The sequence below is a fragment of the Streptomyces sp. NPDC104831 genome, assembly GCF_055583025.1.
In genome coordinates this window covers 1-16,010 of the sequence record NZ_JBVJOT010000104.1, presented here as the reverse complement: position 1 = coordinate 16,010, position 16,010 = coordinate 1, and the positions used below count along the sequence as shown (strand labels likewise).

The following is a 16,010-nucleotide window of genomic DNA, read 5'->3' as shown; positions in this document are numbered from 1 at the left end:
TTTGTGGAGGTGGGTCCGCATCCGTTGTTGGTGGGGAACGGGTTGATGCGGCGTGGTGGTGATTCTCCGGAGCGGTTGTTCGCGGGGTTGGGCCGGTTGTGGGCGGAGGGGGCCACGGGGTGGATGCCACCCACAGCCACGGGCACCAGGACAGGCGTGCGGGTGCCCTCGTATCCCTTCCAGCACGAGCGCTACTGGCTCCAGCCCACCACACCGGCACCGACCGGTGACGGCCGGATCGACCACCCGCTGCTGCGGGACGCCATGGAACTCCCGGACGGCAACGGCGTGGTGCTGACGGGACGACTCGCCACCGCCGCGCAGCCGTGGCTCACCGAACACGTCGTCTCGGGCTCGCCCCTGCTGCCCGCCGCGGCGTTCGTGGACCTGGCGCTCCGGGCCGGCGAACACGTCGGCAGCCCGGCGGTCGAGGACCTGACGCTGGAGACACCGTTGGTGGTCGCGGACGGCGTGCAGGTGTCCGTGACCGTCGGCCCCGACCGGGCGGGCCGGCGCGGCGTCTCGATCCACTCGCGCGCGGACGGCGAGTGGGTACGCCACGCCACCGGGACCCTCGGCGCCGCACCCGTCGCACCACCGGAGCCCTGGGCACGGCAGTGGCCGCCGCACGCCGAAGCCGTCGACCTCGACGCCTTCTACGACGACCTGGCCGACACCGGATTCGCCTACGGCACGGCCTTCCAGGGCCTGCGAGCGGCCTGGCGCGACGGCGACACCCTCTACGCGGAGGTGGCCGTACCCTCCGCCGACACCCGGTTCGCCCTCCACCCGACCCTGCTCGACGCCGCGATCCAGACCGTGACCCTCGCCGACGACCGGGCGAAGATGCCGTTCTCCTTCGCCGGGATCTCCTGGTGGCGCGGCACCGGGCAGGCCAGGGTCCGGCTGACCGTGACCGGCCAGGACACCTGCGCGATCGGCCTCGCCGACCAGTCGGGCGCGCCGGTCGCCGAGATCGCCTCGCTGACCCTGCGCCGGCCGGCCGGGGCCCCCGCGCAGGACGTGCCGTACCGGGTGGCGTGGCCGGTCCTGGAAGCGGCGACCACCGAAGTGGACATCCCGGTCCACCACGCCACCTCGCCCGTCGAGACCCTGCGGGTGATCCAGGACTTCCTCCCCACGGACACCCCGCGCATGGTGGTCGCCACGCGCAACGCCGTGCCGGTTCGGCCGGGCGAGGACGTCGACCCAGAGGCCGCCGCCGTCTGGGGCCTGGTCCGCTCGGCCGCCACCGAGCACCCCGGCCGGTTCGTGCTCGTCGACGGCGACGGCGGCGACGAGATCCGGCTGGCCGGCGACGAACCCCAGCTCGCGATCCGCGACGGCGCCGTTCACGTCCCCCGCCTCGAACGGGCGCGGACCGAACCGCTGTCCTCGCCGCTCGGCCCCGAGGGCACGGTGCTCGTCACCGGCGGCACCGGCACCCTGGGCGGCACGATCGCCCGCCACCTCGTCGTACGGCACGGAGTGCGGCACCTGCTGCTGGTCAGCCGGCGCGGCCCGGACGCCCCCGGCGCGGCGGCGCTGACCGCCGACCTGGCCGCGCTGGGCGCGACCGCCGGCATCGTGGCGTGCGACGTGTCCGACCGCGAGGCGGTGGCCCGGCTGCTCGCCGCACACCCGGTCACCTCGGTGATCCACGCGGCGGGCGCGCTGGCCGACAGCGTCGTGGAATCCCTCACCCCGGAGCAGTTCGCGCGCGTGTGGGAGCCGAAGGCCCTCGCGGCGCGGCACTTGCACGAACTGACCTCGGACCTGGAGGCGTTCGTACTGTTCTCGTCGGCGGCCGGTGTGCTGGGCGGCGCGGGCCAGGCGAACTACGCGGCGGCGAACGCGTACCTCGACGGCCTCGCCGCCCACCGGCACGCCCAGGGACAGCCGGCCGTGTCGCTCGCCTGGGGTTACTGGGCGGAGGCCAGCGGCATGACCGGAGGTCTCACGGCCACCGACCGGCACCGCCTGGCCAGGGCCGGCGTACGGCCGCTGCCGACGACGGACGCGCTGGCCCTGTTCGACGCGGCGCTGACCGCGGGCACCCCCACCCTCGCCCCCGTCGGGTTCGACCTGCCGGCGCTGCGCCGCGCCGGCGACCCGCCCGCCCTGCTGCGGGAGCTGGTGCGGCCCCGGCGCAGGCAGCCCGCCGACCGCGTGTGGACGCCGGCCGACGTGCTGCGACTCGTCGTGGGCCAGGTCGCCCTCGTCCTGGGGCACGCGTCACCGGAGGCGGTCGACCCCGACCAGGCGTTCACCGACATCGGGTTCGACTCGCTCACCGCCGTCGAACTGCGCAACCAGCTCGACGCGCACACCGGGCTGCGCCTGCCCGCCACGCTCGTCTTCGACCATCCGACGCCGGCCCGCCTCGCCGCCTTCGTGCACACGCGGCTGCACGGCACCGCACCCGACCCCCTGCTCGCCGAACTCGACCGGCTCAAGAACACCCTGGACGCGGCAGCCGCCGAGGCCGACTACGAGACCGTCGCGGCCCGCCTCGAAGCGCTTCTCGCGGCCTGGACCGCCAAACGCACCGGCTCCGCGGCCGGTGTCGACGACGCCAGCGACGACGAACTGTTCAGCCTTCTGGACGATGCGCACCGCAGGACCGAGGTCATCCGCTCGGGCGAGTCCCGAAACGCTGAGGAGTAGCGATGTCCGACGAAGAGAAGCTCCGCACCTACCTCAAGCGCGCCACGGCCGACCTGGGAGTGCTCGGCAAGCGCCTCGCCGACATGGAGGAGGCCGCGCGCGAACCGATCGCGATCATCGGCATGGGCTGCCGCTACCCGGGCGGAGTGGAGTCCCCGGAGGGCCTGTGGCGACTCGTCTCGGACGGTGCCGACGCGATCACCGAATTCCCGCCGGACCGTGGCTGGGACGTCGTCTACGACCCCGACCCGGACCGGCCGGGCACGACCTACAGCCGATCGGGCGGCTTCCTCGCCGACGGCGCAGGGTTCGACGCCGGGTTCTTCGGCATCTCGCCGCGCGAGGCACTGGCGATGGACCCGCAGCAGCGGGTGCTGCTGGAAACCGCCTGGGAGACCTTCGAGCACGCCGGCATCGACCCGACCACACTCGGCGGCAGCCGCACAGCCGTGTTCACCGGCCTGTGGTCCTCCGGCTACGGCAACCAGCCGCCGCCGGACCTCGAAGGTTTCCTCGCCACCGGAACGGCCACCAGCGCCACGTCCGGGCGGGTGTCGTACCTGCTGGGGCTGGAGGGTCCGGCGGTGTCGGTGGACACGGCGTGCTCGTCGTCGCTGGTGGCGATCCACCTGGCGGCGCAGGCCCTGCGGGCGGGGGAGTGCTCGCTGGCCCTGGCGGGCGGTGTGACGGTGATGGCGACGCCGGCCGGGTTCGTGGAGTTCTCGCGCCAGCGGGGACTCGCGGCCGACGGTCGTATCAAGGCGTTCGCCGAAGCGGCCGACGGCACGGCCTGGGGTGAGGGCGCCGGCTTGCTGCTGCTGGAACGCCTGTCGGACGCCCGTCGCAACGGCCACCGGGTGCTGGCGGTCGTCCGGGGCTCGGCGGTGAACCAGGACGGTGCGTCCAACGGGCTTGCGGCGCCGAACGGCCCGTCCCAGGAACGCGTCGTCCGGCAGGCGCTGGCGAACGCCGGGCTTTCGACGGCGGACGTGGACGCGGTGGAGGCCCACGGCACCGGTACCACCCTCGGCGATCCCATCGAGGCCCAGGCACTCCTCGCGACCTACGGCCAGGGGCGGGACGAGCCGCTGTGGCTGGGATCGGTGAAGTCCAACATCGGGCACACGCAAGCCGCCGCCGGCGTGGCGGGTGTGATCAAGATGGTCATGGCGATGCGGCACGGCGAACTCCCGCGGACCCTCCACGTGGACGCGCCGACCTCCCACGTCGACTGGTCGGCGGGCCGTGTCTCACTGCTCACCGAGGGCCGGCCGTGGCCGGAGACGGGGCGTCCCCGCCGGGCCGGCGTGTCGGCGTTCGGCATCAGCGGCACGAACGCGCATGTGGTGATCGAGGCGGCTGCCGAAGAGCCGGCCGGGGCTTCGACGGGGCCCGCCGCCGGGCTCGCGGGCGGCGTGGTGCCGTGGGTGTTGTCGGGGAAGTCGGACGTGGCGTTGCGGGAGCAGGCCCGTCGGCTGGGGGCCTACCTGGCCGGGCATCCGGAGGCCGGCGCGGCCGCGGTGGGCCGGGCGCTGGCGGGGCGGTCGCGTTTCGATCACCGCGCGGTGCTGAGCGGTGTGGAGGCTCTGGAGGCGCTGGCGGAGGGCCGGTCGGCGCCGGGTCTGGTGACCGGGACCGTCCGCCCGTTGGGCCGGTCGGTGTTCGTGTTTCCGGGGCAGGGTGCGCAGTGGGTGGGGATGGGTGCGGGGTTGTACGGCTCGGAGCCGGTGTTCCGGGAGGCGATCGACGCGTGTGGTGCGGCGTTGGCGCCGTACACGGACTGGTCGTTGGTGGAGGTGCTGACCGGTGGTGGTGGGCTGGAGCGGGTGGATGTGGTGCAGCCTGCCTTGTTCGCGGTGATGGTGGGGTTGGCGGGGTTGTGGCGTGCTCATGGTGTGGAGCCGGATGCCGTGGTGGGGCATTCGCAGGGGGAGATAGCGGCGGCGTATGTGGCGGGGGCGTTGTCGTTGGAGGACGCCGCCAAGGTGGTGGCGTTACGCAGCAGGGCGCTGGCGGTGCTGGCCGGCCAGGGCGGCATGGTCTCCATGGGGCTCGGGCATGAACAGGCCGCCGAGTTCGCGGCCCGCTGGGACGGCCGGCTGACCGTGGCGGTGGTCAACTCGGCGGACAGCGTAGTGGTATCGGGTGATCTGGACGCGCTGGACGAACTGCTGGCCGCCTGTGGGGCCGACGGCATCCGCGCCCGCCGCCTGCCCGTCAACTACGCCGCGCACTCGGTCCAGGTCGAGGCGATCCGCGCGCGGTTGCTCACCGACCTCGCCGGCATCACACCGCGCCCGGCGACGATCCCGTTCTACTCCACCGTCACCGCGGAACCCGTCGACACCTCCGCCCTGGACGCCGGCTACTGGTACCGCAACCTCCGCGAACCCGTGCTGTTCGCCCCGGCCACCCGTGCGCTGCTCGACCACGGCCACACCGTCTTCGTCGAGGTCAGCCCGCACCCGGTCCTGGTCTCCGCCGTCGAGGAGACCGGCCACCACCACGGCTGCGACCCCCTCGTCACCGGCACGCTCCGGCGCGACCAGGACGACTTCCTCACCCCGCTCGGCCGCCTGCACGTCCATGGTGTCCCGGTCGACTGGCGGTTCCCGGACGGCACCGAGCCCGTCAGCCTGCCGACGTACGCCTTCCAGCGCCAGCCGTACTGGCTGCGGCCCGTCCCGACGGCGTCGGGCGACCACCCCCTGCTCGGCACGTTCGTGGAACTGCCCGACGGCGCGGTGCTCAGCGGACGGATCTCGCTCGCCACCCACCCGTGGCTGGCCGACCACGCCGTGCGGGGCTCCGTCCTCCTGCCCGGCACCGCGTTCGCGGAAATGGCGGCCTACGCGGCCGGCCGGCTCGGCCACGCGGTCGAGGAGCTGGTGCTCGAAACGCCGCTCGTCCTCGACGACACCCCGGTGCACCTCCAGGTCGTCGTGGGTCCCGAGGACGACGGCCGCCGCCCGCTCACGGTGTACTCGCGTGCCGGCGACGAGTGGGTGCGGCACGCCACCGGAACCCTGGGCGAGGAGCCGGTGCTGAGCGCCTGGGAGTGGCCGTCGGCCGGTGAGCCCCTCGACGTCGACGGGCTCTACGACTCGCTGGCCGTGCTCGGCTACGAGTACGGGCCGGCGTTCCAGGGTGTCACGGCGGCCCGGCGGGTCGGCGACACCGTCTACGCCGAGGTGGAGCTTCCCGCCGAGGAACCGTTTCCCCTCCACCCCGCGCTGCTCGACGCCGCACTGCACCCCATGGCGTTCCTCACCGACCGCACCGGCCTGCCGTTGGCGTTCACCGGAGTGGCGATACGGCCCGCGGGCCACCGGACGCTGCGCGTACGCCTGTCCGCCACCGGGCCGGACACGTACACCGTGGCCGTGGCCGATCCCGACGGCACCCCGGTCGCGGTCGTCACGTCGCTGACCGTCCGGGACGCCACCGCCGTCCCGGACAGCCTGTACACACTCGACTGGGTCCCCCTCGCACCGGCGTCGACCGGCGGCGACCCCGCCGACCTGGTCGTCTACGAGGTGCCCGGTCCGGAGCCCGAGGCGGACACCGTCGAGGCGGCGTACGAGAGCGCGCGGAGCGTACTCGCTGCGATCCAGGACCACTTGGCCGGCCGGCGGACGCGGCTGGTGGTCGTCACCCGCGACGCCGTCGCCGCCGCGCCCGGTGACGTGGTCGGCCTCCACCACTCGATGGTCTGGGGCCTGGTCCGCGGCGCGCGGGCCGAGCACCCCGGCCGGTTCGTCCTGGTCGACGCCGACCCGACCTGGGACCCCGCGCTGATCGCCGGCACGGACGAGCCGGAACTGGCGGTGCGCCAAGGGGCGCTGCGCGTCCCCCGCCTGGTCCGCGTCGGCGCGAGCCTCACCCCGCCGGACGGACCGTGGCGGCTGGAGGACACGGGCACCGGCAGCATCGACGACCTGGCGCTGGTGCCCCGTCCGGAGCTCATGGAGCCGCTGGGGCGCGGGCAGGTCCGCATCGCCACGCGGGCGGCCGGACTCAACTTCCGGGACGTGCTGATCGCCCTCGGCGTCTACCCCGGCGCGGCCCTGATGGGCGGCGAAGGCGCGGGCGTCGTCCTCGAAACCGGCCCGGACACCCGGTTCCGGCCCGGCGACCGCGTCATGGGACTGGTTCCCGGCGCCTTCGGCCCGGTCACCGTAGCCGACCAGCGGCTGCTGGTCCGGATGCCCGACGACTGGTCGTTCGCCAGGGCCGCGTCCGTACCCGTGGTGTTCCTGACCGCGTGGTACGGCCTGCGCGACCTGGGCGGGCTGAAGGCCGGTGACCGGGTGCTGATCCACGCCGGCACCGGCGGCGTCGGCATGGCGGCGATCCAGCTGGCCCGGTGGCTCGGCGCGGAGGTCTTCGCCACCGCCGGCCCGGCCAAGTGGCACATCCTGCGCGCCCTGGGACTGGACGAGGACCACATCGCCTCGTCGCGCACCCTGGAGTTCGAGCGGAAGTTCCCGCCCATGGACGTGGTCCTGAACTCGCTGTCCGGCGAGTTCGTCGACGCCTCCCTGCGGCTGCTCGTACCCGGTGGCCGGTTCGTGGAGATGGGCAAGACCGACATCCGCGACGCCGCCGACCATCCCGGCATCGTCTACCGGGCGTTCGACATCGCCGACGCCGGGCCGAAACGGCTCGGCGAGATCCTGGACGCCGTCGTACGGGCCTTCGGCGACGACGAGTTCACACCGCTGCCGATCGACGTGCGCGGGGTCCGGGACGCGGTCGACGTGTTCCGGTTCATGGGCCGGGCGGCGCACATCGGGAAGATCGTCCTGACTGTTCCTGCGGAGCTCGATGCGGCCGGTACGGTGCTGATCACCGGTGGTACCGGGGTGCTGGGGGGCCGTGTGGCCCGGCATCTGGTGGCCGAGCGGGGTGTGCGGCATGTGCTGCTGGTCAGCCGGAGCGGTGGCGGGGCGGCGTTGCGCGAGGAGCTGGCCGGGCTGGGCGCGGAGGTGATGGTGGCCGCCTGTGATGTGGCCGACCGGGACGCGCTGGCGGCCGTACTGGACTCGGTCCCGGCCGAGCATCCGCTGACCGCGGTCGTCCACGCCGCCGGCGTGCTCGACGACGGCGTGGTCGAGAACCTGACTCCCGAACACCTCCGGCGGGTTGCCGACTCCAAGGCGCGGGCGGCCTGGAACCTGCACGAACTCACCCGCGGACGGGACCTGACGGCGTTCGTCCTCTTCTCCTCGGCGGCCGGGACACTCGGCAGCCCCGGACAGGCCAACTACGCCGCGGCCAACACCTTCCTCGACGCCCTCGCCGTGCACCGGCGCGCCCTCGGACTGCCGGCGACCTCGCTGGCCTGGGGCTACTGGGCCGAGCCGAGCGGCATGACCGGGCACCTGACCGGTGCCGACCAGGACCGGCTGACGCGAGCCGGGGTCGTGCCGCTGGCCACCGACCACGCCCTGTCGCTGTTCGACGCGGCCCTGGCCACGGACCGGGCCGCGCTGGCGCCGGTACGCCTCGACCTGTCCGTGATGGCGGGCGCCCCGGAGGTCCCGGCGGCCCTCAAGGACCTCGTCTCCCGCAAGGCGGCCCGGCGCCCGGCGCGGCACGGCGCGATCGCCGACCGCCTGCGGTCGCTGCCGGAGGCCGAACGGCTGCGAGCCGCACTCGACCTGGTCACCGCCCACACCGCCGCCGTGCTCGGTCACCGCGAACCGGGGGCCGTACGCGACCGGCAGCCGTTCAGGGACCTCGGTTTCGATTCCCTGACCTCCGTCGAACTGCGCAACCGGCTCAACACCGCCACCGGCCTGCGGCTGCCCGCCACCGTCGCCTTCGACCACCCCACCCCGGGGCAACTCGCCGAACACCTGCTGAGCGAGATCCTCGGCGGGGGTGTGGTGCCGGTGGTGTCGGTGTCGGTGTCGGTGGGTGGGGTGGGTGGTGGGGTCGATCCGGTGGTGATCGTGGGTATGGGGTGCCGGTTGCCGGGTGGGGTGGGGTCGCCGGAGGAGTTGTGGGGTGTGGTGTCGGGTGGGGTGGATGCGATCGGGGAGTTTCCGTCGGATCGTGGGTGGGATGTGGAGGGGTTGTTCCATCCGGATGCGGATCATGCGGGGACGTCGTATACGCGGTGGGGTGGGTTTTTGGCGGATGCGGCGGGGTTCGATGCCGATTTCTTCGGGATTTCGCCGCGTGAGGCGTTGGCGATGGATCCGCAGCAGCGGGTGTTGCTGGAGACGGCGTGGGAGACGTTGGAGGACGCGGGGATCGATCCGACGTCGTTGCGGGGCAGTCAGACGGGCGTGTTCACCGGCATCTGGTCCTCCGGCTACGGCGACCAGGCACCCGCCGACGCCGAGGGCTATCTCGGTACGGGCGCCGCGACCAGTGTGACCTCCGGCCGGATCGCCTACCTGCTGGGGCTGGAGGGCGCGGCGGTCTCGCTGGACACCGCCTGCTCGTCCTCGCTGGTGGCGATCCACCTCGCCGCGCAGGCGCTGCGCTCGGGGGAGTGCTCGCTGGCCCTGGCCGGCGGGGTGACCGTGATGGCGACCCCGCTGGGGTTCACGGAGTTCTCCCGCCAGCGCGGCCTGGCTCCCGACGGAAGGGTGAAGGCGTTCGCCGAGGCGGCCGACGGTACGGCGTGGGGCGAGGGCGCGGGTCTGGTGCTGCTGGAGCGGCTGTCGGATGCCCGGCGCAACGGCCACCGGGTGCTGGCGGTGGTGCGGGGCTCGGCGGTGAACCAGGACGGCACCTCCAACGGCCTCGGGGCGCCGAACGGTCCGTCGCAGGAGCGGGTGATCCGTCAGGCGCTGGCGAACGCGGAACTGTCGACGGCGGACGTGGACGCGGTGGAGGCCCACGGCACCGGTACCACGCTCGGCGATCCCATCGAGGCCCAGGCACTCCTCGCGACCTACGGTCAGGACCGGGCGGAGCCGTTGTGGCTGGGGTCGGTGAAGTCGAACATCGGGCACACCCAGGCGGCGGCCGGCGTTGCCGGTGTGATCAAGATGGTGATGGCGATGCGGCACGGGCAACTGCCGCCGACACTGCATGTGGATGCGCCGACCTCGCACGTCGACTGGGAGTCCGGGAACATCCGGCTGCTCACCGAGTCCCGGCCCTGGCCCGACCACGGCCACCCGCGTCGCGCGGGCATCTCGGCGTTCGGCATCAGCGGTACGAACGCGCATGTGGTGATCGAGGCGGCAGCCGAGGAACCGGCCGGGGTTTCGGCGGGCCCTGCGGGCGGGGCGGTGCCGTGGGTGTTGACGGCCAGGTCGGACGCGGCGTTGCGGGAGCAGGCGCGCCGGCTGGTCGCCTTCACCGCCGTGCGTCCCGAGGTGAGTCCGGCGGCGCTCGGGAGCGCGCTGGCGGCCCGCACCGTGTTCGGGCACCGCGCGGTGCTGAGCGGTGTGGAGGCGCTGGAGGCGCTGGCGGAGGGCCGGTCGGCGCCGGGTCTGGTGACCGGGATCGTCCGCCCGTTGGGCCGGTCGGTGTTCGTGTTTCCGGGGCAGGGTGCGCAGTGGGTGGGGATGGGTGCGGAGTTGTACGGCTCGGAGCCGGTGTTCCGGGAGGTGATCGACGCGTGTGGTGCGGCGTTGGCGCCGTACACGGACTGGTCGTTGGTGGAGGTGCTGACCAGTGGTGGTGGGCTGGAGCGGGTGGATGTGGTGCAGCCTGCCTTGTTCGCGGTGATGGTGGCGTTGGCGGGGTTGTGGCGTGCTCATGGTGTGGAGCCGGATGCCGTGGTGGGGCATTCGCAGGGGGAGATCGCGGCGGCGTATGTGGCGGGGGCGTTGTCGTTGGAGGACGCCGCGAGGGTGGTCGCCCTGCGCAGCAAGGCCCTGGTCGCCCTGGCGGATCGGGGCGGGATGGTGTCGGTCGGTCTCGGGCACGAGCGGGCCGTCGGTCTCGTGGCCCGCTGGGGCGGCCGGCTGACGGTGGCGGTGGTCAACGCTCCCGGTTCGGTCGTCGTGTCGGGTGATCTGGACGCGTTGGACGAACTGGTGGCGGCTTGTGAGGCCGACGGCATCCGCGCCCGCCGCCTGCCCGTCAACTACGCCGCCCACTCGGTCCAGGTCGAGGCGATCCGCGAGCAACTGCTCACCGACCTCGCCGGCATCACACCGCGCCCCGCGACGATCCCCTTCTGGTCAACGGTGACCGGCGAGCCGATCGACACCTCCGCCCTCGACGCCGGCTACTGGTACCGCAACCTCCGCGAACCCGTGCTGTTCGACCAGACCACCCGGCTGCTGCTCTCCTCGGGCGACGACCCCGTCTTCGTCGAGATCAGCCCGCACCCGGTGCTCACGCCCGCGCTGGAGGAGCACGAGACGGGCGTGGTGACCGGAACACTGCGGCGCGACCACGACACCCCGGCCGAGTTCCTGACCGCCGTGGCGCGGCTGTTCGTCGCCGGCGTGCCGGTGCGGTGGCCGTTCCCCCAAGGGCAGCCCGTGGCGCTGCCCACCTACCCCTTCCAGCGGACGCGTTTCTGGCTCGCCGGAGGAGCGACGAACGTGTCCGCGGCCGGGCTCGACTCGGTGGACCACCCGCTGCTCGGCGCCGCTGTCGAGGTGGGCGAGCAGCGGGTCCTGACGGGTCGGCTCTCCCTGGCCACCCACCCCTGGCTCGCGGACCACTCCGTGCTGGGGACGGTGCTGCTGCCCGCGACGGCGTTCGTGGAACTGGTGGTGCACGCGGCCGGGGCGGCAGTGGAGGAACTGGTCCTGGAGGCACCGCTGGTGCTGCCCGCGGACGGCGCGGTGGACGTGCAGGTCGTCGTGGGCGAGCCGGACGAGACCGGCCGCCGCACGGTCGACGTCCGGTCCCGCACGGACGGCTGGGTGCGGCACGCCACCGCCACGGTGAGCGGCAAACCCGTGATCGGGCAGGAGCTGACGCAATGGCCGCCGGCCGGCGCGGAACCGGTCACCGGGCTCTACGACACGCTCGCCGCCGCGGGCTACGAGTACGGGCCGGCCTTCCAGGCCGTGCAGGCGGTGTGGCGCCGCGGCGGTGAGGTGTTCGCCGAGGTCACCGTGGCGGACGCGGCCCGCTTCTCCGTCCATCCGGCCCTGCTGGACGCCGCCCTGCAACCGCTGGCGCTGCTGGCCGGCACGGAAGGCGGCGTGCGGCTGCCGTTCTCGCTGGGCGGGATCGCGGTCCACCGCACCGGCGTGACCTCCGCACGCGTGCGGCTGACGACGGTGCGCCCCGGCACGTACGCCGTCCAGCTGGCCGACCGTTCCGGCGGGCCCGTGGCGACCATCGAGGCGCTGACCACCCGTCCGATGGCCGAACGCGCCCCGCTGTACGCCCTCGACTGGATTCCGCTGCCCTCCGGCGAAGGCGCCCTCCGCGAAGGCGCGCTCGGCGACACCGTCGTCTCGCCCGGCTCGGTCGCCGAGGCACTGGCGGCCGTCCAGGAGTTCCTGGCCGGGCCCGGCGAACGGCTCGTGGTGCGCACGCGGGGCGCGGTCGCCGTCGTTCCCGGTGACGGGGTGAGCGATCCGGAAGCCTCGGCCGTATGGGGCCTGGTCCGGTCCGCGCAGTCCGAGCACCCCGGCCGGTTCGTGCTCGTGGACGCCGACGAACTGCCCGACGCTCTGTCGCTCGGCGACGAGGACCAGGTGGCGGTGCGCCAGGGAGCCGTCTACGTCCCCCGGCTCGTGCGCCGCGCACCGGAGGCGTTCGACGGACGGCTGACGCAGGCGGGCTCGGGCAGCCTGGACGACCTCGCCTTCCTGCCGTACGAGCAGTCACCGCCCGGGCCCCGGGAAGTGCGCGTCGCCGTGCGGGCGGCCGGCCTGAACTTCCGGGACGTGCTGATCGCCCTCGGCGTCTACCCGGACCCGGCGCTGCTCGGCAGCGAGGGCGCGGGCGTCGTCACCGAGGTCGGCGCCGAGGTCGCCGGGCTGCGGCCGGGCGACCGCGTCGCCGGGCTGCTGCCCGGCGCGTTCGGCCGGGTGGCCGTCGCCGACCACAGGGCGCTTGTGCGCATCCCCGACGAGTGGACGTTCACCCAGGCCGCCGCCGTGCCGATCGCGTTCATGACCGCCTGGTACGGCCTGCGCGACCTCGGCGGGCTGAAGGCCGGTGACCGGGTGCTGATCCACGCCGGGGCCGGCGGCGTCGGCATGGCGGCGGTCCAGCTCGCGCGCCTCTGGGGCGCGGACGTCCACGCGACCGCCGGCCCCGGCAAGTGGGACGCCCTGCGCGCCCTGGGGCTGGACGAGGACCACATCGCCTCCTCCCGGACGCTGGAGTTCGCCGATCGGTTCGGACCCTTCGACGTGGTGCTGAACTCGCTGTCCGGTGAGTTCCTGGACGCCTCCCTGCGGCTGCTCGCGCCCGGCGGGCGGTTCGTGGAGATGGGCAAGGCCGACATCCGGCCCGGCGTGCTGGCGTTCGACCTGGCCGACGCGGGACCGGAGCGGCTGGGGGAGATCCTGGCCGAGGCCGTCCGGCTGCTCGGCACAGGCGAGCTGCGCCTGCCGCCGCTCACCACCTGGGACGTCCGCCGCGCGCGGGACGCCTTCCGGTTCATGAGCCGGGCGGCGCACACCGGGAAGATCGTCCTGACTGTTCCGGTGGATCTGGATGCGGCCGGTACGGTGCTGATCACCGGTGGTACCGGGGTGCTGGGGGGCCGTGTGGCCCGGCATCTGGTGGCCGAGCGGGGTGTGCGGCATGTGCTGCTGGTCAGCCGGAGCGGTGGCGGGGCGGCGTTGCGCGAGGAGCTGGCCGGGCTGGGCGCGGAGGTGATGGTGGCCGCCTGTGATGTGGCCGACCGGGACGCGCTGGCGGCCGTACTGGACTCGGTCCCGGCCGAGCATCCGCTGACCGCCGTCGTCCACGCCGCCGGCGTGCTCGACGACGCCGTGGTCGAGAACCTGACCCCCGAACGCCTCGCCGCGGTCTGGGAGCCCAAGGCACGGGCGGCCTGGAACCTGCACGAACTCACCCGCGGACGGGACCTGACGGCGTTCGTCCTCTTCTCCTCGGCGGCCGGGACGCTGGGCGCGGCCGGGCAGGCGAACTACGCGGCGGCGAACGCCTACCTCGACGGCCTGGCCGCCTACCGGCGTGCCCAGGGCCTGCCCGGGGTGTCGCTGGCCTGGGGCCAGTGGGCCGAGGCAACCGGACTGACCGGGCGGATGTCCGAGGCCGACGGCGAACGCCTCGCCCGCGCGGGGCTGCTGCCGATGGCGACCGACCACGCACTCGGGCTGTTCGACGGGGGCCTGGACACCGCGGAACCGGCGGTGGTCGCGGCCCGGCTCAAGGTGTCCGCACTGGGCGACCGGCCGGTGCTGCGCGCACTGGCACGCGCCCCCAAACCGGTGCCGACCACGGGACTGGTGGGCGAGCTGGGATCGCTCCCCGAGGCCCGGCAGCGCGAGATCCTGCTCGACCTGGTCCGCACCCACGCCTCGGCCGTGCTGGGCCGCAGCGACGAGATCGGTGCCGACCTGGCCTTCAAGGACCTGGGCTTCGATTCGCTGACCGGCGTGGAGTTGCGCAACCGGCTGTCCGCGGCGGTCGGGACCCGGCTGCCGGCGACGATGGTCTTCGACCATCCGACTCCGGACCGGCTGGCCGAGTACCTGCGTGAGCTGGTCCTCGGCAAGGAGCGCCGGACGGTCGAGTCCGTGCCGGTTCCGGTGGCGGTGTCGGGTGATCCGGTGGTGGTGGTGGGGTTGGGGGCCCGGTATCCGGGTGGGGTGGGGTCGGCGGAGGAGTTGTGGGGTGTGGTGTCGGGCGGGGTGGACGCGGTGGGGGAGTTCCCGTCGGACCGTGGGTGGGATGTGGGCCGTGTCTACGATCCGGCCGGTGGCCCGGGGACGTCGTACACGCGGTCGGGCGGTTTCCTGGAGGACGCGGGTGGCTTCGATGCGGCGTTCTTCGGGATTTCGCCGCGTGAGGCGTTGGCGATGGATCCGCAGCAGCGGGTGCTGCTGGAGACGGTGTGGGAGACGTTCGAGGACGCGGGGATCGATCCGACGTCGTTGCGGGGCAGTCAGACGGGTGTCTTCACCGGCATCTGGGCATCCGGCTACGCGGGCGGAGTGGACCAGATCTCACGCGACGCCGACGGCTATGTGGCCACCGGCACGGCGACGAGCGTGACTTCGGGGCGGGTGTCGTATCTGCTGGGGCTGGAGGGTCCGGCGGTGTCGGTGGACACGGCGTGCTCGTCGTCGCTGGTGGCGATCCACCTGGCGGCGCAGGCCCTGCGCTCGGGGGAGTGCTCGCTGGCGTTGGCCGGCGGTGTGACGGTGATGGCGACACCGGCCGCCTTCATCGACTTCTCCCGTCAGCGGGGGCTTGCGGCCGATGGGCGGGTGAAGGCGTTCGCCGAGGCGGCCGACGGTACGGCGTGGGGTGAGGGCGCGGGTGTCGTGCTCTTGGAGCGGTTGTCGGATGCCCGGCGCAACGGTCACCGGGTGCTGGCGGTGGTGCGGGGCTCGGCGGTGAACCAGGACGGTGCGTCCAACGGGCTGACGGCACCCAATGGCCCTTCCCAGGAACGCGTCATCCGTCAGGCGTTGGCGAGTGCCGGGCTGGAGCCGTCCGAGGTGGACGTGGTGGAGGCGCACGGCACCGGCACCACCCTGGGCGATCCCATCGAGGCCCAGGCACTCCTTGCGACCTACGGTCAGGGGCGGGTGGAGCCGTTGTGGCTGGGGTCGGTGAAGTCGAACATCGGGCACACCCAGGCGGCGGCGGGTGTGGCGGGTGTGATCAAGATGGTGATGGCGATGCGGCACGGCGAGTTGCCGCCGACGTTGCATGTGGATGAGCCGACCTCGCATGTCGACTGGTCGGCGGGACATGTCTCTTTGCTGACGGAGGCGCGGCCGTGGCCGGAGACGGGGCGTCCGCGCCGTGCGGGTGTGTCGGCGTTCGGTATCAGCGGTACGAACGCGCATGTGATCCTGGAGGCGCCGGCCCCGGACCCGGTCCCGGCCGAGGAGACGTCCTCCGCACCCGCCCCCGCGGCCGCGGTACCGCTGCCGTGGCTTCTGTCGGCCAAGTCCGAGCAGGCGCTCAGGGCCCAGGCCCGCAGACTGCAGGCGTACGCGGTCAAGGCCCCCGACACGGACGGGATCGGCGCCGCGCTCGCCGCGCGGACCCGGTTCGCCCACCGGGCCATGGTGACCGGACCGGACGCGCTGGCGGCCCTGGCGCGCGGCGAGGCACATCCCGGGCTGGTGACCGGCCAGGCCCGGGACTCGGGCAGGTCGGCGTTTGTGTTTTCCGGTCAGGGTGGTCAGTGGGTGGGGATGGGTCGGGGTTTGTATCGGGTGTTTCCGGTGTTTGCTCGGGTGTTGGAT

At 73.7% G+C, this 16,010-nt stretch carries 1 protein-coding gene and 1 pseudogene; both read left to right on the top strand.

All coding sequences use genetic code 11. The features are described 5' to 3' along the window. Window positions 1–255 precede the first annotated feature (255 nt). Window positions 256–2,667 (top strand): annotated as a pseudogene (locus ACZ63H_RS37170) (type I polyketide synthase); the annotation flags it as partial. 2 nt (window positions 2,668–2,669) lie between these two features. After that, window positions 2,670–16,010: SDR family NAD(P)-dependent oxidoreductase (locus ACZ63H_RS37165; RefSeq protein ID WP_469872827.1), on the top strand; the 13,341-nt coding region annotated here is incomplete at its 3' end.